General features: G+C 44.0%; 21 protein-coding genes. 19 read left to right on the top strand and 2 right to left on the bottom strand.

Translation table 11 applies throughout. From position 1 onward, the window contains the following. Positions 1 to 39 precede the first annotated feature (39 nt). The 14 genes from MKY73_RS15245 (at position 40) to MKY73_RS15180 (ending at position 20091) form a co-directional block, all read left to right on the top strand. The gene (locus MKY73_RS15245) at positions 40 to 1695 is read left to right on the top strand and encodes an ABC transporter substrate-binding protein (RefSeq protein WP_339242710.1); all 1656 of its coding nucleotides are present in this window, start codon (positions 40 to 42) and stop codon (positions 1693 to 1695) included. Between the two features lie 174 nt (positions 1696 to 1869). Further along, positions 1870 to 2772 carry an ABC transporter permease subunit gene (locus MKY73_RS15240; RefSeq protein ID WP_339243071.1) on the top strand — a complete coding sequence of 301 codons (903 nt, stop codon included), beginning with the start codon at positions 1870 to 1872 and terminating at the stop codon, positions 2770 to 2772. 12 nt (positions 2773 to 2784) lie between these two features. Beyond that, positions 2785 to 3687: a carbohydrate ABC transporter permease gene (locus tag MKY73_RS15235; RefSeq protein WP_339242711.1), complete on the top strand. Its 903-nt coding sequence runs from the start codon at positions 2785 to 2787 to the stop codon at positions 3685 to 3687. A 292-nt stretch (positions 3688 to 3979) separates the two neighbouring features. Beyond that, positions 3980 to 4354 (top strand): response regulator, encoded by a 375-nt coding sequence (locus MKY73_RS15230; RefSeq protein ID WP_339302448.1) that lies wholly within the window; start codon positions 3980 to 3982, stop codon positions 4352 to 4354. Further along, on the top strand, positions 4344 to 4976 hold the full coding sequence (locus tag MKY73_RS15225) for a chemotaxis protein CheC (protein ID WP_339242714.1): 633 nt from the start codon (positions 4344 to 4346) through the stop codon (positions 4974 to 4976). The genes MKY73_RS15230 and MKY73_RS15225 overlap by 11 nt, the downstream gene beginning before the upstream one ends. Further along, positions 4969 to 5931, top strand: coding sequence for a diguanylate cyclase (locus tag MKY73_RS15220; RefSeq protein WP_339302447.1), 963 nt, complete (start codon positions 4969 to 4971; stop codon positions 5929 to 5931). The genes MKY73_RS15225 and MKY73_RS15220 overlap by 8 nt, the downstream gene beginning before the upstream one ends. Before the next feature lie 312 nt (positions 5932 to 6243). Then, positions 6244 to 8556 (top strand): glycoside hydrolase family 95 protein, encoded by a 2313-nt coding sequence (locus tag MKY73_RS15215; protein WP_339302446.1) that lies wholly within the window; start codon positions 6244 to 6246, stop codon positions 8554 to 8556. A gap of 322 nt (positions 8557 to 8878) precedes the next feature. After that, a complete protein-coding gene (locus MKY73_RS15210; RefSeq protein ID WP_339302444.1) occupies positions 8879 to 10465 on the top strand; it encodes a response regulator in 1587 nt (528 codons plus the stop codon). Then, positions 10447 to 12183 (top strand): sensor histidine kinase, encoded by a 1737-nt coding sequence (locus MKY73_RS15205; RefSeq protein WP_339302443.1) that lies wholly within the window; start codon positions 10447 to 10449, stop codon positions 12181 to 12183. Before MKY73_RS15210 ends, MKY73_RS15205 begins: the two co-directional genes overlap by 19 nt. Before the next feature lie 121 nt (positions 12184 to 12304). Beyond that, the gene (locus MKY73_RS15200; RefSeq protein WP_339302442.1) at positions 12305 to 13966 is read left to right on the top strand and encodes an ABC transporter substrate-binding protein; all 1662 of its coding nucleotides are present in this window, start codon (positions 12305 to 12307) and stop codon (positions 13964 to 13966) included. Between the two features lie 41 nt (positions 13967 to 14007). Then, positions 14008 to 15681: an ABC transporter substrate-binding protein gene (locus MKY73_RS15195; protein ID WP_339302441.1), complete on the top strand. Its 1674-nt coding sequence runs from the start codon at positions 14008 to 14010 to the stop codon at positions 15679 to 15681. A 177-nt stretch (positions 15682 to 15858) separates the two neighbouring features. Continuing rightward, positions 15859 to 16800, top strand: coding sequence for an ABC transporter permease subunit (locus MKY73_RS15190; protein ID WP_339243073.1), 942 nt, complete (start codon positions 15859 to 15861; stop codon positions 16798 to 16800). A gap of 15 nt (positions 16801 to 16815) precedes the next feature. Then, on the top strand, positions 16816 to 17736 hold the full coding sequence (locus tag MKY73_RS15185) for a carbohydrate ABC transporter permease (protein ID WP_339302440.1): 921 nt from the start codon (positions 16816 to 16818) through the stop codon (positions 17734 to 17736). A gap of 93 nt (positions 17737 to 17829) precedes the next feature. Next, positions 17830 to 20091, top strand: a complete 2262-nt coding sequence (locus MKY73_RS15180) for a glycoside hydrolase family 3 N-terminal domain-containing protein (protein ID WP_339302439.1) — start codon at positions 17830 to 17832, stop codon at positions 20089 to 20091. Between the two features lie 109 nt (positions 20092 to 20200). On the opposite strand, the gene MKY73_RS15175 is transcribed toward MKY73_RS15180, so the two are convergent. Continuing rightward, entirely contained in the window at positions 20201 to 20845 is a 645-nt protein-coding gene (locus tag MKY73_RS15175; protein WP_339302438.1) for a TetR/AcrR family transcriptional regulator, read from the bottom strand. After that, complete coding sequence (locus MKY73_RS15170) at positions 20838 to 22040, bottom strand: MFS transporter (protein WP_339302437.1); 1203 nt, start codon at positions 22038 to 22040, stop codon at positions 20838 to 20840. Before MKY73_RS15170 ends, MKY73_RS15175 begins: the two co-directional genes overlap by 8 nt. 142 nt (positions 22041 to 22182) lie before the next feature. On the opposite strand from MKY73_RS15170, the gene MKY73_RS15165 reads away from it, so the two are divergent. The 5 genes from MKY73_RS15165 (at position 22183) to MKY73_RS15145 (ending at position 26113) form a co-directional block, all read left to right on the top strand. Next, positions 22183 to 22602, top strand: a complete 420-nt coding sequence (locus MKY73_RS15165) for a DUF3237 domain-containing protein (RefSeq protein WP_339302436.1) — start codon at positions 22183 to 22185, stop codon at positions 22600 to 22602. A 252-nt stretch (positions 22603 to 22854) separates the two neighbouring features. Next, entirely contained in the window at positions 22855 to 23421 is a 567-nt protein-coding gene (locus tag MKY73_RS15160) for a copper amine oxidase N-terminal domain-containing protein (RefSeq protein WP_339302435.1), read from the top strand. 3 nt (positions 23422 to 23424) lie between these two features. Beyond that, positions 23425 to 24435 carry a histidine-type phosphatase gene (locus MKY73_RS15155; RefSeq protein WP_339308613.1) on the top strand — a complete coding sequence of 337 codons (1011 nt, stop codon included), beginning with the start codon at positions 23425 to 23427 and terminating at the stop codon, positions 24433 to 24435. A gap of 215 nt (positions 24436 to 24650) precedes the next feature. Continuing rightward, the gene (locus MKY73_RS15150) at positions 24651 to 25142 is read left to right on the top strand and encodes a sigma-70 family RNA polymerase sigma factor (protein WP_339302434.1); all 492 of its coding nucleotides are present in this window, start codon (positions 24651 to 24653) and stop codon (positions 25140 to 25142) included. Beyond that, complete coding sequence (locus tag MKY73_RS15145; protein ID WP_339302433.1) at positions 25142 to 26113, top strand: hypothetical protein; 972 nt, start codon at positions 25142 to 25144, stop codon at positions 26111 to 26113. Before MKY73_RS15150 ends, MKY73_RS15145 begins: the two co-directional genes overlap by 1 nt. The last annotated feature ends 52 nt before the right edge of the window (positions 26114 to 26165 follow it).

Genomic DNA, 26165 nt, shown 5'->3' with positions numbered 1-26165 from the left:
AAAACAGTAAGACATACCACTTCCAAGGAGGGCAAGTACATGGGGGGACTTAAGAAAAAGAAGCTTTGGGGTTCCGTATCACTCGTTCTGGCTTTAAGTTTGGCACTTGCAGGATGCAGCGGTGACAATGAGAAAGCGACTACACCGGATGGGAAAGAGGTACTGAACATTACGGCCTTTATCGGAACGCCAAATCAGGCGCCAGCTAAAGACAACCGAATCTACAAGAAGATCCAGGATGAGCTTGGCGTCAATCTTGAGATGGAGTTTCTTGTGGGTGATCTTCAACAGAAGCTCGGCGTTATGATTGCCGGTGGCGATTTCCCTGACTTGATCACAGCAGATACCAAATTGGTATCAGCCGGTGCGGTTATTCCGCTCGAGGATCTCATTGAAGAGCATGCACCTAATCTGAAGAAGCATTTCGGTAAAGACTGGAACCGGATGAAAGATTCCAGTGACGGACACATTTACTGGTTGCCTAACTATGGAGTGTATACAGGGGAGTTCATTAGTAACTATTATTCTGGGCCAGCATTCTGGATTCAAAAGTCCATACTGAAGGATGCCGGGTATCCGACTCCTAAAACGTTGGATGATTTCACAAAGTTGGTTCGTGATTATGCAGCCAAGAATCCGACGATTGATGGACAACCGACAATTGGCTTTACTACACTGGCTTCTGACTGGCGGACGTTCCCTTTGCTTAATCCACCAGAACATCTTACGGGTCACCCTAATGATGGGGGCGTAGTCGTGGATGAGAATGGAGTGGCGAGTGTTTTTGCCGACAAGGATATCTCCAAACGTTATTATAAGGAACTAAACAATCTGTACAATGAAGGATTGCTGGATAAAGAAGCCTTCGTTCAGAACTATGATCAATATTTGGCCAAAATTTCTTCGGGACGTGTACTTAGTATGTTCGACCAGCATTGGAATTTCCAAGCCGGCGAAGACCCACTCGTAGCACAGGGGAAAATCGGCCAGACATACGTAGGCTTCCCGCTAGTCTATGATACAAGTATCACAGATCATTATCTGGATCGTCCGGTCATTAACTTGAACAATGGTTTTGGTATCAGTAAAGATGCCGAAGACCCTGTCGCACTCATCAAATTCCTCGATAAGCTTATGGATGAGAAGTACCAGAAACTCTTGTCATGGGGTGAAGAGGGTGTAGACTATCAGGTGAATGAAGAGGGAAGATTCTATCGTACACCAGAGCAACGTAAAGAGCAGGATGATCCGGCATGGAGATTGGTTAACAAAGCAGAAGGTTTCTATGCTGCGGCACCAAAACTCGAAGGAACATTTGAAGATGGCAATGCCATTGGAGCGATCAACCAACCTGAGGAATTCTATGACAACCTCAAACCGGAAGATAAAGAGCTTCTGGATGCATATGGCTTCAAAACGTGGAGTGACTTCTTCTCTCCTGCACCAGAAAATCCAGTGTACTATCCAGCATGGCAGGTCGATCTGAAAGAAGGCTCTGATGCTGCGGTAGCGAACAAACAAATGACAGACACTTCATTGAAATTCTTGCCTAAAGCGATCATGTCAAAACCGAATGAATTCGATAACATTTGGACTGAATATGTAGACGCTTACAAGAAAATCGATATTAAAGCTTATGAAGACCGAATTAATGAACAACTGAAATGGAGAATCGAGAACTGGTCTGTTAAATAAAAAAATGCGGCAATGATTCACTCGGAAGGTATTAACCAAAGGAATCACTCAGGCGAGTACCTTCCGGGTATCATGCATAAAGTCGCTGTAAGCCAATAGGAGGAGTGAAAGATGGCGAACACGCCTGGAGCCATACCAGAGCAAACCACCCGTACAGTCGTTGCCAAAACACCAATGTTAAAACGGTTGCGCGGACAAAGACAACTGATGTTCATGTCATTGCCCATCGTTGCGTACATTCTCGTATTCTCGTATTATCCCATTTGGGGCTGGGTTATGGCCTTTCAGAATTACAGTCCTGCCAAGAATTTCTCCCAGCAGGAATGGGTCGGGCTCAAACATTTCAAGTTTTTGCTAACTGATGATGCTTTTCTTAACGTGCTTCGTAATACCATTGCGATGAGTGTAATCAATATGGTACTCGGATTTGCGACAGCCATTATATTTGCCATTTTACTTAATGAGATCAAGCATAAGTTCTATAAACGAACGATTCAAACGATATCGTATTTGCCTCACTTTCTCTCATGGATTATCGTGACAGGCATCGTGGCAAGTTCACTGTCTGTAGACGGCGGGATTGTCAATGTGGTGCTCATGAAGTTAAATATCATTCAAGAACCTATCATGTGGCTCAGCGTTCCGGAATATTTCTGGGGCATTGTAGGCGCATCTCATGTGTGGAAAGAAGTAGGCTGGAATGCCATTATTTATCTGGCGGCCATTACGTCGATCGATCCCTCGCTCTATGAAGCAGCAGAGATCGATGGTGCGAACCGATATAAGAAAATGCTGTATGTGACCTTACCCGGAATCAAATCCATTGTTATCATTTTGCTGATCATGAATATGGGCTGGATTCTGGAAGCTGGATTCGAAGTTCAGTATCTGTTAGGTAATGGTGTGGTTGTCGACTGGTCACAGACGATAGATATATTTGTCCTGAAATACGGACTACAGATCGGAAATTACTCTTTGGCTACCGCAGCAGGCATATTCAAGACAGTAGTTAGTATCACGCTGATCTTTGCAGCGAATTCTATTTCCAAACGGCTCGGGGAAGACCGATTAATATAAGGGGGACTAGAGATGGGAATCAATAAATCTCGGCTTGAACCGATTGTCTTCCATACGTTAAATGGTATACTGATGATCGCAATCGCGATTGTTACCCTGTATCCGTTTGTGAATACACTCGCCGTATCGTTCAATGCCGGTAATGACACCATCCGGGGTGGGATTTATCTGTGGCCTCGGGTATGGACAGATCAAAACTACAGAGCAGTATTTGCAGGAGGAACCATCTTCAGCGCCTTTGGTATATCTGTGGCGAGAACGGTTTTGGGGACAGTATTAAGTCTATTCTTAACCTCCATGCTGGCTTACACGCTAAGCCGAAAAGACTATATATTACGAAAGCCCATTACCATTATTGTTGTTCTTACGATGTATTTTAGTGCAGGTCTTATTCCAACGTACTTCCTAATGAAAGATTTACATTTGTTAAACAACTTTCTGGTGTACATTATTCCTGGGTTGATCAGTGCTTTTAATATGATCGTTATTCGAACCTATATCCAGACACTACCTGAGGGACTGATCGAATCTGCCAAAATTGATGGTGCTGGAGATTTCAGAACGTTCATGTCCATTATTCTACCGCTGTGCCAACCAGTGTTGGCAACGGTTGCACTGTTCATTGCAGTCGGCCAGTGGAACTCTTGGTTCGATACGTTCCTCTATGCTTCTTCCAAACAAAACCTGAGTACGCTGCAATATGAGTTGATGAAACTATTATCTTCTTCCATGAATTCCAACAGCAGTGCAGCCGTTGCCAATGGGGCAGATCTTGGCGCTGCGCGCAACATGGTCACTCCTGTATCTATTCGGGCAGCCATTACAATTGTTGCCGCATTGCCGATCTTGGTTGTATATCCATTTTTGCAGAAGTATTTCGTTCATGGCTTGCAGCTTGGCGGGGTAAAAGAGTAAACTTGATTGGTAAACAGATTCAGTTAAAGATTAATACTCCAGAACGGCCACATGCGTGGCCGTTTTTGACTTGTTTAGAGCCATTTATCCACAAAGGGGAGTTACAGCAGAAGTACGAAAAAGTTTTGTTCAACAATATTGTTGACAATCTATTTGACACTACTGTATTATAAATTGTTTTACTTCTATAAATTACAGGAGTGCTAATAGCGCAAGTGCTCCTTATTAAAGAACTGTCTACAACACCTGAATTTCTCAAGCTTTAACATTGTTGACGAGGAGACTAAAGAAAATGAAAGTACTAATTGTGGAAGACTCCATCTTTGTACAGAAATTGGTCCGGAAGCTAATTATGGATCATATTACGGATTGCGAGATTCAGATTGCAAGCAATGGAGAGCAAGGATATAACTTATATCAGGCATTCAAGCCTGATCTTATCATAACGGATCTGTTAATGCCTGGTTTGAATGGACAAGAAATGCTTCGTATGATTCGGGAAATCGATTGGGATGTACATATTATTATTTTATCCGCGGATATCCAGAAGGCGACACGTGAAGAAGTAGAGAGTCTGGGAATCTCAGGCTTTTTAAATAAGCCTTTAACTGTTGATAAAGCAAATACGTTGGTTGAATTAATTCGGGTGACCAATCATGCTGAATGAATTGCAGAAGGATTTGCTTACTGAACTTGTGAACGTATACGTGGGACAAGCTGCCAATATGTTATCAGAGATTGTTGACAGGCATATTGTATTGAACATTCCTGATGTAGAACTGATTTCTTTCTCCGATGTTGATCGGAAAGATCGGAGATATAACATTTTTTTCAATGAAGGGCATCTATTCAGGTCTTCTCTTCAATTTGGCTATGAGTTTCAAGGAAAAGCTTTTTTGATGTTTCCCGCTGAGCAGGCTAAAATCCTGGCAAATATGTGTCTTGGGGAGCTCACTGAGACCATACCTGAAAACTTCCGCTTGATGGATACCGATCTGGATGTGTTGAAAGAAGTCAGCAATGTGCTTCTCAATGCCATCATTGGAGAATTTGGAAATTTCCTTGAGTTAAAACTCGAATATGTACTGCCGGATATTGAATTAATTCATGGCACTCACTCTGACCCGGAAATACTGCTTCAAAACGAAGTATATGTACTTGTTCTCCATACATCGTTTTTGCTCGCCGAAACGGACGTGAAAGGAATAATTATTATTGCGTTAAGTATGAGCTCCATCTCCATTTTGCTAGACAAAATTGATGCATTGCTAGGAGCTGGCCATGAATAATTTTCTATCACAAGCACTGAAAAAAGCCAATATAGGCATGCTCATTGTCGATAGACAATTGAAAGTTGTTCTTTGGAATGGCTGGCTGGAACGCTTTACTGGCAAAAATGCGGAAGAGGTTATAGGACTGAATCTGCTTGAAGTCTGCCCACGGTTTAAGTCGAACATGTATCAGAATATTTTGCAAAATGCGTTGTATCACGGTCAGAGCAGATTTTGCTCAAGCGCTTTACATAAGGCATTCATTCTCCCGAGGGAAGGCGAGGATGAATATATATTCAGACAAAATATGCACGTGGAGCCACTCTATCTGGAAGATCACAGTTATGCCCTTATTCAGATTACTGACATGACGAATACAAATACCCGTGTGTATAAACTTAAAAATCTGATTAAAGAACTTGAGACGGAATATACCACAATTAAAAAGTCCGCGAGAATGAGCAAACATCTGTCTTTGCATGATGTGCTTACCGGTCTGCCTAATCGTCTTGCTTATAATGACCGTCTTGCCTGGTCAATTAGTAATGCACAAAGACAAGATAGCAAACTTGCTGTCATGTTTGTCGATGCCGATGGATTCAAGCAAGTGAATGATACATATGGACACGATGTCGGGGATCAAGTGTTGATGGAGATGGCAAAACGTTTCAGAGAAACGATCCCGAGCACAGACATGGTTGCCCGGCTCGGCGGGGATGAATTCACTATCTTAAGCCATCTACAGAATGATCAAGAGGCTATAACGATTGCCAAAAAGTTGGATGCTGCATTCAGTACGCATTTCAAAATTGCTGGAAACCATATTAATCTATCCATAAGTATAGGCATTAGCCTGTTTCCAACCCATGGACAAGAGCCTTCCGAACTTCTAAGATATGCCGATCAAGCCATGTACATGATTAAAAAGAATGGCAAGAACGGTTACGGGATTTATGAACCTGAACATGCTTAAGAATTCTAAAGATGCCTTTTAATAAAGTTGCTATAATAGCAACTTTATTTGTCTATACGATTAACATAAGAAAAAATACGTTTCTGGTGGTGCGTAGATTGAACGAAATGGTTGGTGCGATAGTCGCACTTTTTCTGTTCACTTTGGAATTTACGATTAAACTTTTTCGCTACGATAAAATTGTGATAATTCAAGTTAGTTTTGTTCATTTAAATGCTCTTGAGATTACAGTACACTTAAAATAACATACGAACGGAACATACTAAACATGAGAAGAAATGTGAGGAATTATAATTCGTTGGAGGGTTAAAAGTGAAGACCAAAAATATCTGGTTTAATCAACCTGCTAGAACATGGGAAGAGGCATTGCCTATCGGAAATGGAACTCTTGGAGGTATGATTTTTGGAAAAACACAGATCGAGAGAATTCAGCTTAATGAGGATAGCCTGTGGTATGGTGGCCAGATGCAGCGGAATAATCCTCATGCCCTTGAATCTTTATCTCAGATCAGAAACCTGATTTTTGATGGCAAGATTAGTGAAGCAGAAGAACTCGCAGCAGATACTCTGGTAGGTGTTCCTGACGGGCAAAGACATTACGAGCCATTAGGCGACTTCTACATCGCTATGGATCACAGTGGACAAGAACCGAATGATTATCAAAGACATCTCGATCTGGAACAAGGTAAGGTAAACCTGCATTATACCGTAGATCAATCCATATACAGCCGTGATTATTTTGCTAACTACCCGGATCAAGTGCTCGTTGTTCATCTCAAATCCAGCGTACCTGGAAAGTTATCTTTCTCCACTATTTTTGGCAGGGGAACTGTTCTGGAATCATCATCATGGTCCAATATTCTCAAACATCCTGTTGGTTTCCAATCCTATCTGGATCGGATCGAGAAGCGTGGAACGAATAACTTGATTATCCGAGGAAGAAGTGGGGGAGAAGAAGGAATTCGATTTTGTTGCGGGATTCGCATTATATCTGAAGGAGGGCAGGTTCATTATTCAAGCGGACAGCTTTCTCTGAAGGATGGTAACTCAGCGACTATTCTAATCTCGGCCTGCACGGATTTCCGAATACCCAAGGAACAACTCGAAGCAGAGTGCCTCCGAAGAATTGAATCCGCTTCCACAAAGTCATATAACGAGCTGCTCGCCGATCATGTCTCGGATTATCAATCCTTATTCAAAAAGATGGATATACATCTCGAAGATGATCATACAGATGTTATCTGTTCCGAACTTCCAATCGATCAGCGCCTTGAACGGCTTAGAACTGGTAAACATGATCCGGAACTGATAAGTCTATACTTTCAATTCGGTCGTTATCTACTTATCTCAAGCAGCCGTACAGGTTCTTTACCGGCAAATCTCCAAGGGATATGGAACAAAGACATGCTTCCTGTATGGGATAGCAAATATACGATTAACATTAATGCACAGATGAACTACTGGCTCGCAGAGAGCTGTAATCTTTCTGAATGTCACGTTCCCTTGTTTGATTTTATAGAGCGACTGCATGTTCGAGGAAAGGAAACTGCTAGAATCATGTACGGATGCAGGGGGTTCGTCGCCCACCACAATTCGGATATTTGGGCTGACGCTGCTCCGCAGGATGTATGCATGACATCGACGTTTTGGACCATGGGAGGAGCGTGGCTTTCATTACATCTGTGGGACCATTATGAATACAATCAGGATGTTCAGTTTCTTCAAAAAGTTTACGCCACGATGAAAGATGCGGCTATGTTTATTCTGGATTATCTGATAGAAGATCCTTCCGGCAATTGGGTAATATGTCCTTCCTCCTCACCGGAGAATCGCTATGTATTAGATAATGGAGAATCGGGGGCTTTATGCTTTGGTGCTTCGATGGACAATCAGATTATTAGAGAGCTCTTCACGCGCTGCATTGAGAGTACACGGATCTTGCAAGAAGATCAGGAATTCGGAGAACAGCTCCGTAATGCTTTAACCAAAATACCGGAGACCTCCATTGGAAAACATGGCCAAATCCAAGAGTGGAGTAACGATTATGATGAATTGGAACCTGGCCACAGACATATTTCCCATTTATTCGCTTTGCATCCGGGAACGCAAATTACGGCGCAAGCCACGCCTGATCTGGCTAAGGCAGCTCGCGTAACACTCGACAGAAGATTGGAACACGGTGGTGGACACACCGGATGGAGCAGGGCGTGGATTCTCAACATGTGGGCACGATTAGAGGAGTCGGAACTTGCACACGATAACATCGTGGAGCTTCTACGTTCCTCCACGTTACCCAATCTGTTTTGTGATCATCCTCCATTCCAAATTGATGGGAACTTTGGAGGTACTGCAGGTATAGGAGAGATGCTTCTCCAGAGCCATGACGGAGTACTCCGATTGTTACCTGCTTTGCCCGCAGCCTGGCCAACAGGATATATTCATGGTATTCGGGCTCGTGGCGGATTTGAATTAGATCTGGAATGGGAAGCGGGTCGTCTGTTGAATACCAGAATTCGCTCTATTGCAGAAACTTCTGTAACCGTGTCCTATCAGGACCAAAAGATAGAATTAACCTTTCCAGGCCCGAATTCCATGATTGAATTAAAAGGATATCATTGGAATTAATAGATTAGTTATTAATAAAGTTACCGATTTATATGAGCGAATATCGCCCGACAGAATTGACGGGTGAATTCGCTCTTTTTCTTTTATGAGCTAAGAAAAAGCCATTGATTCAAGCTGAATCAATGGCTTTTACGTGTGAAATCGATGTTTTCAATAGTCCTTTCGCGCAATAAATATAACGATCTATGCAATGAAATTACAGAATGCAACCTATAAAATGTAAGCATATTACATATTTGAGTATAATTAATGAAACCGCTTCTAGATGGGAGGTAGTAGTTTCTGGCGGGGGTATTTTCGTTGGAAGAAAGGGGACAAAAAGATGTTATCAGTACTACTGGTAGATGACGAGATGTATGTACGAAAAGGGCTATATGAGCTCATTAGCTGGATTGATCTTGATATGGAGATTATCGGAGAGGCAGAGAACGGTCTAGAGGCACTGGATCTGATTGAACGCCTGCAGCCAGACGTGATTATAACCGATATTCGTATGCCGATCCTGGATGGACTGGAACTTATTCGTGCCGTAGAGAAAATGCCTCATCTGGAACCTGTGTTCATTATCATCAGTGGTTATCATGACTTCAAATATGCACAGCAGGCAATCAGGTACGGTGTTCAAGACTATATTCTGAAGCCTATTGATGATGAAGAACTGACGGCGACGTTGCAGAAGTCGGCTAATCTCATTTGCAACAAAAGAAAACATATGCTCATGGCTAAGGGACAGGCCAGTAACATCATGTTGGAGGATCTGATCAAAGGTCATGTACAGAAGCAGGATGAACCTCGATATGCCGAGATGCTCGGAATCAATCATAATTCCAATCTGCTCGTGACTTTGATTGAACTTCAGACCGGATTAGATGAAATTAAAATTACCATTGAACAGCTCCGTGAAGCAGTACAGTCTCTCGAGAGTAACTTATGCCAAATGTTCATCTGTGAGCAACAGCACGGCATGTTTGCATTATTAATGTTGTGGTCTAAACCTGATCAAGGTGGCTTGGCGTTACAGGATAAGCTGCATTCTATTCATATAACACTGAGCACAAAGCTTAATATGGACATCGGTCTTTACGCAGGAACACTCGTCAAAGAGATTGGAGATATCCCACAATCCCTTATGGCGGCTAAAGAAGCAGCCAAGCATAAATATGCAGAAACTGGTGGTGTCGTGCGCTATACGGAGATCAAAGACAAACCACTGTTTGTTTTTAATGTATACCAGGAGGAGGTAGATCAATTAATCTTGAGCCTGGAAGAGGGGGATAGGGCTGCTTACCACAACATTGTAGAAGAGAAATTCAAATGGTTTCATATGAATCGATTTTCTCCTCAGGCTGTAGCTGGTTCTCTGTTGCATTATATAACGGGAATTCTCGCTGTAGTCCACGAAATGGATGGTACTGATGAAGGGCTGCAGCAGCTAAAGGAGCTGGCACAACAAAGTCATGAAGGTTGGAATTTAAGACTACTAAAGAATGCTTTTCTCATGGCGCTGGAGGAAGCAGAGGATTATGTGTCTCATTTGCGAATGGAGCGATCCAAAGGGGATATCAGCAAGATCAAACGGTATATTGATGCAAATTACACCGAGAACATCAATCTCAAAAGCATTGCTGCGCTCTTCTACATGAATCCCGTTTATCTTGGGCGGTTATTCCGCAAAAGCTACAATCAATACTTCAATGACTATTTGCTGAACCTGCGGATTCATGAGGCGAAGAAGTTACTGCGGCAGACGGATCTGAGAATGTACGAGGTCGCTGCACGCGTAGGATTTCAGAATGCGGATTATTTTGTAACACAGTTTGAGAAACTTGTTAAGTTATCTCCTACAGAGTATCGCAATCTCCTTATGGGAAATGAGCAGCGAGGTGCACAATGCCAAGATGGAACCTGAACTACATGAAGCTTCGAGATAAACTACTGCTGATGTATGTCCTGTCGGTGTTTATTCCCATTGTTGTTACCAATGTGGTGTTCTACAATGTTACATCCGCCAATATTCGTAGTCAGAAAACTCGTGATGCCGGCATGGCCTTGAACAATCTGAAGAACGACCTGCGTGTAACCATTGATCAGGGCGTCGGACTCTCTTATTCGTTATATACGGATCCTGTGTTCAATGACACCATCTCGCGTTCATTTCGAAGTCATTTTGAGTACATTGACGCTTATAACTCGTACCTGAAGGGGCAATTCTCCGGTCAATTGAATCAGGGGATTCGCTGGTATCAAGTGTATACCGATAATCCTACCATTTTATCTTCCGGTTATATTGATCGTTTAACTGACGTGGTCCGAAGCTCTAACTGGTACGTTCAATTTCAGGCATACACTGCTCCTTATCCGGCTCTGATCTCAGCGGATCAGATGTTGAGTCTGGTACAAAGGCTCGACAATCTGGACACTGGGGGGAGAGAGCAGTTACTTAAAATTGACCTCAACATGGATATGATCAAGCAGTATTTTCACAACAGTGGATTTGACGGAAAAGTGTATCTGGTTGATCCGGAAGGACGGATCCAATTTTCAAATGATTCAACAGAAGCATCTCAGATAGGGAAACGTTACAGCGAGATCCAGTTTCCGAACAAAATGATTCCCTTTGAACTTACGTATACAGGCATTAACTATCTGGAAGGGTGGTCCCTGCATGGTGTTATGGATGAAGAAATTGTGCTGAAAGAGGTACGGAAGTCCCGTTCCTTCGTGGTTTGGCTTGCTTGCATTAATTTTGTCTTGCCTTCCATCATCATCGCGGCCATGTCCAGATCCATCCATGTCAGACTGGTGCGGATTCTAAAACATATGAAAAAAGTGAAAACACAGAATTTTCAGACGATTCCGCCTGAAGATGCAAGAGATGAGATCGGTCAACTCACGATGGAATTTAATCGAATGACCGAGACGATCCATAACTTGATTCATGAGGTATATCTAGCTGACATTCAGAAGAAAGACCTGGAGTTAAAACAGCAGCAAGCTCAGCTTCATGCACTCCATAGCCAGATCAACCCTCATTTTTTGTTTAATACCCTGGAGTCGGTACGGATGCGGAGCCTCATCAAGGGCGAGAAAGAGACCGCCAAAATTGTGCATAACATGGCCAAGATGTTTCGCAAGTCGATCAGTTGGAATCAGAATGATGTGACAGTGAAGGAAGAACTTGAACTCATCGAGAGTTTTTTGCAAATCCAGAAATATCGTTTTGGCGACAAACTCCAATACAGCATTGAAGCTGATCCTGCGGTACTGATATACCGAATCCCCAAGATGGTAATTCTCCCCTTTGTGGAAAATGCAAGTATTCATGGTATTGAATCATCTCCGGGTGTAGGCATCATACAACTCTTCGTTTCAACTGAAATTGACCACCTACTTATCCGACTAACGGATAACGGAATAGGGATGTCACAAGCTAGATTGGAAGAATTGCTGAGCTATCTGAATCAGAACACGGATATGGGAGAGCATGTTGGCATGAAAAATGCGTATAGTCGCTTAAAACTTTGCTATAAAAATCACTTTACATTCGACATCCAGACAGGGGAAGGAGAAGGAACACGTATCCATATTAAGCTTCCACTTGATCCATCAGCCATGCCAGGCGACTAAATATGAGGGATATACTTTTCAAAGTAGGAGGTACACTTTCATGGGTAACTTTGAAAGCGCTATCTTGATATATTGAGAAGGCTTAAAGACACAAACAATACTTGAAGGGGGCATTTGCTACATGTTTAGAAAAAGAAACATTATAACAGGTCTGGCAATTTTACTGGCTGTAACGCTGGGAGGTTGCAATAAAGCCAGTCCGGAAGCCTCTTATCCTGACAGTAATGACAACACCCCGGTCACCTTTAAATATTTCACGTTTGGCGGTGGCAAGAAGGATATTCTGGCAAGCAGCACGACCATTGGCAAGGAGTTACAGGAACAAACAGGTGTTGACTGGAAGATGGAATATCTGGTCGGCGATGGTGCAACCAAGGCAGGAGTCATGATTGCGAGTGGGGATTACCCCGACATCATCGACTCCAGTGGTGAAATGGCCAAGTTGATGGATGCAGGATCTTTTATCCCACTGGATGAACTGATCGATCAATACGGGCCTAACATCAAGCGGGTATACGGGCCTTATATGGACAAATTCAGACAGGAGGATGGAAAGATCTATTTCTTGCCATACACAGCCAACATTGGTTATGTGTCAGAGCCTAATTTTCAAACCGGCTTTTACATTCAGCGTGCTGTGCTCAAAGAGTTTAACTATCCCAAGATCAAAACGCTAGACGAATATTTTGACTTGATTGAGCAATATAAGCAAAAGCATCCGCAGATCGATGGAAAAGAAACCATCGGCTTCGCCACACTTGCGGGTGAGTCGGGCAGCTTCTTCACCCTGTTAAATCCGGCCATGCATCTGGCAGGTTATCCAAACGATGGCAGTGTGATGGTGGATATGCAGAGCCATGAAGCCAAACTGGTAGCCGGATCTGATTATCAGAAACAATGGATTCAGAAGCTGAGCGAGGTTAACGCACAGGGGATGTTTGATCCCGAATCCTTCACAATGAACCAGGATCAGTATCTCGCCAAGTTGACGTCCGGTCGGGTGCTGGGATATTTCAGTTACTCCTGGCAGGTTGGAGACGCAACGAACAACCTCAAGAAGGCTGGTATTGATGAAAAACGTTACGTATCTCTACCGATCGTATTTGATGACAGTGTCAAGGACCAGTATGTGGACCCGCCAGGCTTTGTGAACAACTATGGTGTCGGAATTACCGTCAATGCCAAAGATCCCGTGCGAATTGTTAAATATTTTGATAATTTGCTCAAGGAAGAAAACCAGATTCTGGTGCAATGGGGCATTGAGGACGAGACGTATAGTGTGAATGACGAAGGTCGCTTTTATTTCAAAAATGATGACCAACGCAAAGCACATGAAGATCCCGAATTAAGTCGTAAGTTCGGCTTTGACTATTTTAATTACAGCTGGCCTCGTTACGGCAATAACTCCGTACTGGAGGATGGCAACGCCTATGGACCAGGCAATCAACCAGAAGTGGCTACCTTTAGTTACACGGACGGTGACAAGCTGTTGTTAGAGAAATATGGTGTGGAGACATTCACAGAACTATTCAGCACACCGGATGAGCGTCCTTGGTCTCCTGCTTGGTCCATTGCATTGGAGCAGGGCTCTCCTGAACAGATTTTCATCACCAAGGCAGAAGATCTCCAGAAGAAATATTTACCCAAAATGATTATGGACTCGCCTTCCACGTTCGAGAACACATGGAATGAGTATATGAGTCAATTGAATCAACTGGACAAGAAAACATATGAATCTACGATAACACAGGCAGTGAAAGATCGTGTAGCTGGCAAATGGTGAGTGCAATCCATAGAGACCATAAGGAACGGGGGAATATTCACATGTTAAAAGCGAAAGTTAGAATAGCAAGTTTAGCTGTATTAGTGACTGTTTTGCTGGCTGGGTGCAGTCAGAACAATTCGTCATCACCTTCAGCCACAGGTGATGATGAGAACAGTCCAGTCACGTTCTCATATTATATGTTCTCTCCAGGCAAGAAGGATACTCTGGCAAGCGAAACAACAATCGGTAAAGTGTTGCAAGAACAAACAGGTGTGGACTGGAAGTTGGAATATCTGGTAGGTGATAGTGCGACAAAAGCCGGTGTCATGATTGCCAGTGGAGACTATCCAGATGTCATTAGCTCCAGTGGTGAGATGTCCAAGTTATTGGATGCCGGGGCCTATATCCCGCTGGATGATCTGATTGAGGAATACGGCCCTAATATCAAACGGGTATATGGACCATACTTCGATAAAATGAAAAATGCAGAAGACGGAAAAATCTATGCGCTGCCTTATACGGCTAACCAAGGTGAGTATTCAGGTAGTCCAAATGTTGGTGGGGGAGCTTTCTGGATTCAGCGCTCTGTGCTCAAAGAGTTTAATTATCCAAAGATCACTACACTGGATGAATATTTTGATCTGATTCAGGATTACAAGGAAAAACATCCAACAGTTGATGGTGCAGAGACGATCGGATTTGTGTCACTTGCAGGTGTCGCCAATAACTTCTTCACCTTGCAGAATCCAGCGATGCATCTCGCCGGTTATCCGAACGATGGCAGTGTCATGGTGGACATGACTACCCATGAGGCGAAAGTCGTCGCCGGAACAGATGCTCAGAAAAAATGGATTCAGAAGTTAAATGAGATTAATGCTCAAGGGATGCTGGATCCGGAATCCTTTACGATGAACAAAGACCAGTATTTGGCCAAACTGACTTCGGGTCGTGTGTTAGGATACTTCAATTATGGCTGGCAGATTGGGGATGCGTCGAAAAACCTGCTCTCGGCAGGCATTGATGAGAAGCGCTATGCACCACTTCCGATCGTGTTTGATGAAGGAATTAAGGATCAATATGTTGATCCTCCCGGCTTCGTCAACAACTATGCAACCGGTATCTCGGTGAACGCCAAAGACCCTGTTCGTATCATCAAATACTTTGATAATTTGCTGAAGGAAGAGAATCAGGTTCTGGTGCAATGGGGCATCAAGGACGAGACGTACAGTGTGGATGAAAAGGGCCGCTTTTATTATGCAAATGAAGATCAACGCAAGGCTCATGATGATCTGGAGCTCAGCCGTAAATTCGGGTTCACCTACTTTGGTACAGATTGGCCGAAATATGGCGGTGAATCTACACTAACCGATGGTAACGCTTATAGCCCTGGCAACCAGCCGGAAGTGGCCGCTGCATCTTACACCGAGGGAGACAAGAAATTCCTTGAAGCCTACGGTATCCAAACTTTTAGTGAATTGTTCAACAAACCGGAAGAGCGGCCTTGGTTCCCGGCTTGGTCCATCGCATTGGAGCAAGGATCACCCGAACAGATCTTCACGACCAAATCGGATGATTTGCAACGTAAATACTTGCCGGAAATGATCTTGGGAGCACCCTCGAATTTTGATAAGCTGTGGGATGCCTACATGGCTGAATTGAACAAATTGGACAAAGCTGGTTATGAAGCGACCATTACCAAAGTTGTGAAGGATCGAGTCGCAGGAAAATGGTGATACGAACACTTTAAGTACGTGTTCAAGAATTCCTTTTTTTGAACAAACTCGTTAAAACAAACTGTACATGCGCAGGAGAAGACGAAAGAACATAAACTCCGGTTTCTCCTCGCATGATGAACAGCATAGGAAAGGAGCAGGTTCACCGTGGAGAAACCTAATGTCTCCCTTAACTCGATGCCGCCAGCCTCGAATCCGAAGGGAACCAGAGCACATTCATTCTTCAAACGTCTTGTGCAACAACGAACACTTGCCTGGATGTGTATACCTTTTGTCATCTGGGCTTTTATCTTCAAGTACCTGCCGTTATGGGGATGGACCATGGCTTTTCAGAATTTCAAACCGGCGAGGTCCTTCTCGGATCAGCAGTGGGTAGGCTGGCAGCATTTTAGTACGTTATTTGAAGACAATACCTTCTACCGGGTGCTACGCAACACACTTGTCATGAGTTCCATTAAACTGGTATTGGGATTTGTGACAGCAATTACACTGGCCCTCTTGTTGAATGAACTGAAAAATGTCATATTTAAACGCTTTGTGCAAACCGTTAGTTATCTGCCTCACTTTATCTCGTGGGTTGTTGCCTCCAGCATTGTATTAACCGTACTGTCACCAGACGGAATTATCAACCTGCTCCTGATGAAGCTTCACCTGATTGATAGTCCGGTACTATGGATGGGAAAAGGTGAATACTTCTGGGGTATTCTTGGGGCAACCGAGGTGTGGAAGGATGTCGGCTGGAACACTATTATCTATCTGGCAGCGATTACGGCAATTGATCCAGCGCAATATGAAGCTGCCGAGATCGATGGAGCCAGTCGTTTCAAACGGATGTTATATATCACGCTGCCTGGTTTGAAACCGGTTATTGTGATCTTGTTGATCATGAACATGGGAAGTATTCTGGAATCCGGATTCGAGCCGCAATATCTGCTGGGTAACGGGATGAATATGGATTATTCGGAGAATCTGGACATCTTTGTACTGAAATATGGATTAGGGATGGGGAACTTTTCCTTGGGTACAGCAGCCGGCATATTCAAAACTGTGGTCAGCTTCGTCTTCCTTTTCTCTGCGAACTATATAGCGAAAAAAATGGGAGAGAGCAGACTATTCTAAAAGGAGGCCTATGCCATGCGAGAAGGAAACACATCCCGCTTGCGGAATAGCAGCACCGGGGATCGAGCGTTTGACACCATTAACATGATCTTCATGGTATGTCTGATGATTGTGACAATCTATCCCTTTGTTAATATGATTGCCGTATCCTTCAATAATGCAAATGATGCCATTCGGGGTGGAATATATCTATGGCCTCGTGTATGGACACTGGACAATTACAAATACATTTTTGGCGAATCGGATATCTATCACGCAACTCTGATCTCGGCGTTGCGTACGGTCATTGGAACCGTGGTGTCCGTCTTCTGTACAGCCATGCTCGCGTATACGGTTAGTCGTCAGGAGTTTGTGCTTCGCAAGTTTGTTACGATGTTTTTTGTATTTACGATGTACTTCAGCGGGGGCTTGATCCCCGGTTATCTGCTGATTCGAGACCTTGGATTGATCGGTTCCTTCTGGGTATATATCATTCCGGGTGTAATTGGAGTCTTCAATATGATTGTCATCCGTTCTTTTATTGAAGGTCTTCCTGAAGGCATTCTGGAGTCAGCCCGTATTGACGGGGCAGGGGAGTTCACGACATTTATCCGTGTTGTCCTGCCACTAACGATTCCCGCAATGGCAACCGTTTCGCTCTTTGTAGCGGTGGGGCAATGGAATTCCTGGTTCGATGTATTTCTGTACAACTCATCCAATAAAGAATTAAGTACGTTGCAATACGAATTGATGAAGATTCTGCAAACTTCAACGACCTCAGCGACTTCATCAGCAAGTGATGCTTATCAGTCTGCCGAGAGCAATGCAACGGCGGTTACGCCAACATCAATTCGAGCGACGATGACCATTATTGCGAGTGTTCCTATTCTGATGGTGTATCCGTTCTTGCAGAAATACTTTGTACAGGGCATGACGATTGGTGGCGTGAAGGGATAGTCATGATCTGCATTTCATTGAATTATGTCAACGCAACAAACGATACCGTATTAGCGTCTATTCATCCATAGAATAACAACAGGAGTGAAACAAATGCATGTAAAATGGATGACGATGATTGGTGCCGTCCTCGGATCTGTGCTTATAGGGGTGGGGACGGCAGCTGCGGAAGAAAATTTTGTTGATCTTAAGTATTCAAAGTGGGCAGAGGATGGCATCACGTATATGGCGAAACGGGGAACAGTAGCCGGATACGGTAATGGGATCTTCAAGCCTGAGGCTCTTGTGACACGGGCACAAGCCGTCACTTTTATGGTACGGGAGCTTTATCCAGATCAGCTTCAGAGAACAGTGGATGGCACAACCTATTCGGATGTTCCAACGACACACCCTTTCCATCGAGAAATCATGATAGCTGCTAAAAATGGACTTGCGAGTGGTTTCCCTAACGGAACCTTCCGTCCGGACGCACCGCTTAGCCGCGCAGAGACTGCGGCCTTCCTTACAAGGGCATATACACTCCCGGAAGGTAAGAAGCCCGCAAAATGGACCGATACGGACAAGCATTGGGCGGCAGCGCCTATTCTTATTATGAGTTCCAACGGCTTGGTCGGTGGTTATTCGGATACCACTTTCCGTCCAAATCAAGCTGTCACGCGCGCTGAATATGCCGTATTCATGGCGAGAGTCATTCGCTTCGAACGCGAAGCAGCCATTCGGGCGCAAGATTGGGATAAGCTGATATCTTATATGACGGTAAGTGAGCAAGTGGGTCAGATGCTTATGCCCGATATTAGGCAATGGAATGGTAAAGCGACGACGACCGTTAATGAGGGGCTGAAACGCAGTATCCATGACCAAGACTTGGGCGGACTTATTCTTTTTGACAAAAATATTGTTGACGTGAGGCAGCTTACAACGTTCACACATGATATGCAAAGAGAAGCAGGTGACATTCCGCTATTTCTTAGTATCGACCAAGAAGGTGGTGTGATTAAGCGAATACCAGGCGGTACGAATCTGCCAGGTCAGATGGCGCTGGGCGCAACTGGAGATGCAGCGCTTGCCGAAGCGGCTGGTCAGCTGACGGGGGAGGAACTGAAGGCACTGGGAATTCAGATTAACTTTGCGCCAGTGCTGGATATCAACAGTAATCCAGATAACCCCATCATTGGTATACGTTCGTTTGGCTCGGAGCCAGATTTGGTAACGCGGCTAGGTCTCGCAACGATAAAGGGCTTGCAGCAATCCGGGGTGATGGCGGCAGTGAAGCATTTTCCGGGTCACGGAGATACGCAGGTAGACTCCCATCTCGGAATGCCGGTACTAACTCATCATCGCGAGCGGTTGGATGCGGTTGAATTAAAACCATTTCGAGCGGCGATTGAAAACGGGGTAGAGATGATTATGACCGCGCATATTGCTTTTCCTGCCATCGATAACGAACATGTCACTTCGCTCAAAGATGGTGAACGTGTGCCGATTCCAGCTACCTTATCTAAAAAAGTACTGACAGGACTTCTTCGCGAAGAACTGGGATATAAAGGTCTCATCATTTCCGATGCATTCACCATGAATGCCATTGCGGAGCATTTTGGGGAGAATACATCGGTAGAACGCGCCGTTTCCGCAGGTGTTGATATCATCCTTATGCCAAAAGATTCAGCAGCAGCCCATCAAACGCTGGTGAATGCGGTGAACAATGGAACGATCAAGGATGAAACCATACACGCATCTGTGAAACGAATCCTGGAGATGAAAGCGAAATATGGTTTGTTTGAACGTAACCAGACTCTTGCGCAAAAGCTAAATCAGCTTAACGGTATTATTGGATCGAAGGAGCATCAAGCGGTGGAGCAGAAAATCGCAGAACGAGCGGTCACCGTACTCAGCAGCCGCGAAGTTATGCTTCCAGATCAAATTCAGCAAGGCGATCGGGTTGTGATTGTCGCAGCCGAGCAGGATCAGGCGAATCAGCTTGAAAAACAACTGTTGCAAGCTGCTAATAACCTGTCGTTAAAGACTGAAATTGCACTTGTTGGACAAGGCAAAATGAATGAAACGCTCCAGGCGATTGGCAAAGCGAATTATGTCATTCTTGCTTCTTACCAATTCCGGAATGTAGCCAGCCAGTTCGGTTGGAGCGATTATCAAACCTTGATTAATGCACTGAACAAGAGTCATCTGCGATATACGCTGTTGTCATTGGGTAACCCTTACGAGATGATCTATCTTCAGAACGTGCGCTCAGGGCTTGCGGTGTATGGAAAGCAGGAGCCAAATACGTCTGCCGGGATCAAAGTTTTACTTGGTCAATTGAAAGCTGGAGGACAGTTGCCCATTCAAACGGATTAAAGGTCAATCAATGTAGAGAAAATGAAGAAAAAAGACGGATCCCAGCATACGGAATCCGTCTTTTGGTTTTAAACTAAACGTTGATTTCACCGATTCATCTACCACGCCATCACTCGGATATTTCTTCGCTGCAAACAAATTGGAGCAGCATCTTCACAAATTGCTCCGTCATCCGCATATCCAATGCGTGATCATGAGCAGCACGAATCGTTACCATACGTTGGAGCATGGCCATCATCGTGGTGAAGATAAACTGAGCCAGATCGAGCGGAGGGGACGGATTCTTAATACTGCCGTCAACAACACCTTGGGATAAAGCGCCCATCAGGAAATGATTTTCTTTCCCATTCTGGTTGAATCGATCGTATGTTTCTCTTAATTCAGGACTAAAATCATACAACTCATAGTTGATATCAAATAATTGAATAAACCGGATGTAGTCTGGATGATCCTGGGCATAAACAACCCATGCATTCAACATCACCGTGAGTTGTTCTCGCCCGTTCATGTCCTTCACCGATGTAAGGCTAACCTCATCCGTTAAATGTTCAATCAGTTGCATCTGAATGGCCAGAAGAAGCTCATCCATAGACTGAAAATGTTTATAAAATGTCACTCTGCTAAGTTCAGCTTTCGTACATACATCTTTAATTTTTACTTGCAGCAATCCATATTTCAAAAAAAGCTCCTTACCTGCTGCAATCAAATCATCACGATGTTTATTTCCCAATTGTTGATGCCAGTTTTCATTCACTTGTATACCGTTGTCCTTTCTTCGAACGAAATGCGTTCAAGGTAAGTCCGAGAGAAGCGAGCAGCATAATTGCACCAAAAATATACGGGAAGTTTATGTTTTTGTCAAACAATAGTCCTGCGATCAGCGGACCAATCACCGTCCCGAGACTGGAGAATGTCGTATTCAGACCCGATGCATAGCCTTGCCGATCTCCTGCATTTTTGGATATTAACGTGCTGAGTGAAGGCCGCAAAAACGAGTTAAAGGCAAAGAATAACGCAGAAGCGAATAACAGAAAGGTCAGGTTTACTTTAATTAACATTAATAATAAAGCGATGGGCGTAATAATTAGGGAAAGACGGATTAGCTTAACTTCACCGATTCGCTGTACGAACCAATCTAAAAGCCAGATTTGCACAACGATACCGATAATTGCGCCCAAGGTAATAATGATGGAGATCGTTGCAGCGTTGAATCCGTATTTTTGTTCTGCAAAAAGCGCGAATACCGTCTCATAACTCATGAGGCCAAAGGTCATGACGAGCAGCACAATCAGGAATTTAAAATACGGCACTTTAAATGAACTCCAGATTTTCTTACCCAAGTGATCTCCCTTTTGAAGTCGGATGGAGACGGTTCTTTTTTCCGGGGGAAGTGTCTCAGGCAGCAGCAGCGTCATCAATGCCGCAATCAGTCCCAGACCAGCCGCGAAGAAATAAGGCATACGAATCCCCATCTCGGCGATGAGACCACCCAGACCAGGCCCGAGCACCATTCCCAAATTCATGGCTGCACCAAAATAACCCATGCCTTTCGCGCGGGTCTCAGGCGTTGTGATATCCGCGACATAAGCGAGATTCGCAGGAACCATTAAACCAAGACTGATTCCCCCGATAATCCGTGCGACATACAAGAGAGGCAGAGCGGTTGAAAGTGCAAAGATCACATCCGAGACAACGGAAAGAAACATGCCGGCCATGATCAACTTTTTACGTCCAAAGCGGTCAGATAATTTTCCTCCCAGTGGTGAAAAGAAGAATTGAGCTGCCCCGAAGGCTGCCACTAGAAATCCGGCGACGGTGCCTCCCGCATGAAAGAGCTTCAAGTACTCCGGCAAAATGGGAATAAGCATCCCTTGCCCCAATAAAGCAATAAACAGATTTAACATCAGAATGAATAGTGGAAAGCGAATTGATTTTGGTAATGTACTCATGCTAGTCGTAAGCTCCTTCATTAACATTATGTTAACCTTTACATTATGTAAACCATTTTAAATGATTCGAATGAGATATGTAAATGTAAATCTTTTTTAGGTGAGTAGAGCTATAATTAAATTCATATGGAGGTGGGAACGCGTGAATTTGGAGGAACTGTTTACGGTACATGTGAACATCGAGAAATCATTTGATTTACAGAATAGCGAAGGTAATTCAGTTGTCATGATTACTTTTACAGGTCGTGTAACCGGAAAGTACTTTGAGGGAATAGTGCTCGATGGAGGCGTGGATACTCAGATTATCGGGAAGAATGGTGACCCGCATACGCTATCGGCAAGATACATGCTTCAAGGGACAGATCACACAGGAGATAGCTGCAAAATTTATATCGAAAACAACGGAAACATCGATAAAACGCTGAACACTGCTTTATTTCGGACTTCTCCCAAAATGATTACGGACAGTAAAGCCTTATCCTTTTTGAACCGTGAGACACTTATTGGAGAGGGTTATCCAACGGAGTCCGGAGTAGATATAAAAATATATAGGACGTTATGAGAACGAGGGACTCATGATAACGAATTTGTTCATATGTATCGCACCAAGATAGGCTGTAATACAGATTAAGATTAAGATAAGAGTCGCTAAGGAGCGGCTCTTTTTTTCGTTATGCGATTTTACGTCCATCTTTATATGTATTTCTTTACATTAATTTAACAAAGGATGGATACAGCGCAGACACTTCTCACCTATAGTATGATGAGCGAAAATAAACCAATAATAGGCGGATTAAGGAGAAGACTAATCAATATGATGATCAAAAAAATCGGGATTTCAGTCGTATCACTCACCATGCTAACATCTGCGAGTATGTTTGACGTATATGGTGCAGCTTCCAAACGCATGATCGAAGTTGCTGAACAATCGGCTAATGTGGTCGTGAACGGACAAAGGGTGGAAGGAGAGTCTTTTCTCTACAATGGAGTTACTTACGTGCCGGCAAGAGCTGTTGGTGAGGCACTGGGACAAGACGTAGACTGGGATAACAACACCCAATCGGTGTTTGTTGGAGCAAAAATTAACGATGAGCAGGGATACCGCGGTACCAAAACGCCATATCCTTTTAAGGAAACCAATTATACAAAAGCTCCTGATGGATATGAACCGGTATTTATTAACTACATAGGCAGGCATGGTTCCAGACATCTATCCAGTTCCAAGTACGACAAGACGCTCTACGAACTGCTCGATATCGCTGAAAAGGATGGGCAGGCTACCAATCTGGGGAAAGAGCTGAAGAAAGAGATTGGCAAGCTTATGAAAGTTGAAAAAGATCATTATGGATTGTTATCCACTACGGGTGGAGAAGAATTGTAAGGGATAGGAACCAGAGTCGGACAGAACTTCAAAGAACTATTTACATCAGATAAAAAAGTGATCACTCAGGCCACCTTCAAAGATCGAACGCCCCAGAGCAGAGATCAGTTTATTGACGGATTAAAGGAAAGCCTGGGAGATAACAAGGTAGACATTCTGGCTTCAGCCTTTGAAGAAGGGAAAGACCCTTATCTGCGGCCCTACGACTTGGCTACGAAGTATAACGAGTATGTAGAAGATGGAGACTGGGTTAAGTTATACGAGGATTATGTCACACAGAGCACGGGAACTCGTTATGCAAAAGAGGTTCTTTTGCAATTTTTCACTGAAGACTTTTATCAGAGATTGAATTCTGGCGAGTTCGAGCTGAAGGATGAAAAAGGAAAAGTGAAGCTGAGCAACCCAACCGAAGCTGCTTCTAATTTATACGAACTGTACATCATATCTTCGAATATTAAAGGAGAAGGTGACTTTGAATTCGGGCGATATTTTACGACCAATCAGTTAAAGTGGTATGAGAGCGTTGATAATATTAATGACTTTTATGAAAAAGGTCCATCCTTAACGTCAACGGATCTGCCGCAGAATATCATTGCACCCTTGGTCAAAGAATTAATCGTGTCTACCGAACAGTCCATTCAGCAGAAAGACACGGCTGGTATATTTCATTTTTCTCACGCAGAAACCATTATTCCACTCTCTTCATTCCTCGATATCGCCGGAGCTAATGTGAGTATCGACAAACCGCAAGACGTGACCCAAAACTGGAATGGCTCAGTCATCTCACCGATGGGAGCAAACATCCAATGGATCTTGTACTCCAATGGGAAGGATGTTCTCGTAAAAATGCTTAGAAATGAAGAAGAAATCGCGTTCCCGATTGAAACAAAAACCTACCCATACTACAATTGGGATGATGTGAAGACATATTACCAAAACAAACTGCAGAAGGTAGGCGTGGAGCTGGATAGCAGCTTGGAAGATAATATCGAGCTTTTACAGAAGAAGTTCTAGTCGGGGAAAAGATATACAATGTATCATAACAAGTTAAAGACAAAGACAAGACAAAGATAAAGAAGAAGATGAAAAAGAAGAAAGCGACTCTCTCCATGGAGCTGCTTTCTTTTTTTGCATTTTAAATAAAATCGACAAATAAAAAAATCCAAAACAAAATGTGACCAAACGCCGTCCTTAGGAGTGTTAGAGGTATAAAGGAGGGCATAACAACCATGCAGCGATCAGTGCCCCAGCTGGGCGATCATGTGATGAAAGTCTACGAGACATATGCGGATACGCTGTTCCGAATTGCCATGGTGCACCTTGGCAGACGGGAAGATGCGGAGGAAGCCACTCAGGATACCTTCATCAAACTAATAGAAAAAGCCCCTACATTCAACGATGCAGAGCATCAAAAAGCATGGTTGATTCGGGTCATCACCAATCATTGCAAATCCTTATTAGGCAGAGGCTGGCGCAAACGGGAGGTCAAGCTGGAGGGTGTCGATGCCCTTACAGCGGACAACCCGGAAGATCACGCGCTGATCGAACTCGTGCTGTCACTGCCCCTCAAGTATAGATCGGTGGTTCATCTGTATTATTACGAAGATTATGCAATTCGGGAAATCAGCGAGATTCTGGAGATTAGCGAGTCAGCGGTGAAGATGAGATTAAAGCGAGGAAGAGAGCTGTTAAAGCTGGAGCTGGAAGGAGAGGAACTGTAATGAAGGAAGAACAATTCAAACAAAACTACAAGAAAGCGGTGAATCATATGAAAACAAACGAACAAATGAAAAAACGGGTAGAGCAAGCTTTGAACACGCAAAATCAGGGGCCAAAACGTCAACGCAAACCATTATACATTGCAGCAAGTGTTGTTATCGCTGCCAGCATTGGCTTGGCTGCACCGAGTGTATGGCAACAATTCAATGGACCCGCTGCACCAACTCCTCAGGTGGCAGAGGTGACTCCGGGCGCGTCGTTTGATCCGATTGTGATTCCGAAGAAGGAGTTGCCGGATTCTCAGGGTAAAGGCGCGATGGCGGATATGTTGCAGCTGGTTGTGTATGGAGGAAACATCTATACACAGTCCCCAACATTGCTTGAGGGCGCAAATGCACTCCCTCTGCGGGGCGAGAAGCTGGGTACTACAACTGGCGGCATCCACGAACTTAGTGGTCAGGATAAATACACGGAGCTTGCTTCCAACATTGGAGAAGCAGACATCTATGCGGTGAATGGCTACGATAAGGACTTCCGCATCATGTCTTACACCGAGATCGACGGTCAGGTGTATGCTCAACTATTTGACAAGAACAACGGGATCACCATTGGTACGGGTGCCGACCTGATCGGTAAGCTGCATCTCGAAGGTAACGTTGCCTCGGCACAATGGGAGACGTTTGATAGCTGGAACAATGGAAAGCAGCAGTTTCAGCCGTTAGCAGCGGATAAATCACTGGAAAGCTTCATCTCTGCGTTATCTGCTGCTAAACCAATTGCAACGAGTCCGGAATTGGAAGAGAATCTCTATGGCAAAGAAGATCGCAAGATCATCTATCTCACGCTGGAAGACAAAACGCAGGTTCAACTGGTTCTGTTCGGTGAAGGTTTGGTTCGTTACGGTAATGTTCCTGCATTTCTCGAAGTTGAAAAAGGCGCGTTTCAATCCTTCTGGAACATCTTGGGCGAGTAAGGAGAACACGGAGATACGATTGAATGAAGAAGAGCGAACAGGGCACGAAAGT

Source organism: Paenibacillus sp. FSL R5-0519, from assembly GCF_037974275.1.
Taxonomy (GTDB): Bacteria; Bacillota; Bacilli; order Paenibacillales; family Paenibacillaceae; genus Paenibacillus.
This window is presented reverse-complemented; position numbering and strand designations above follow the sequence as displayed.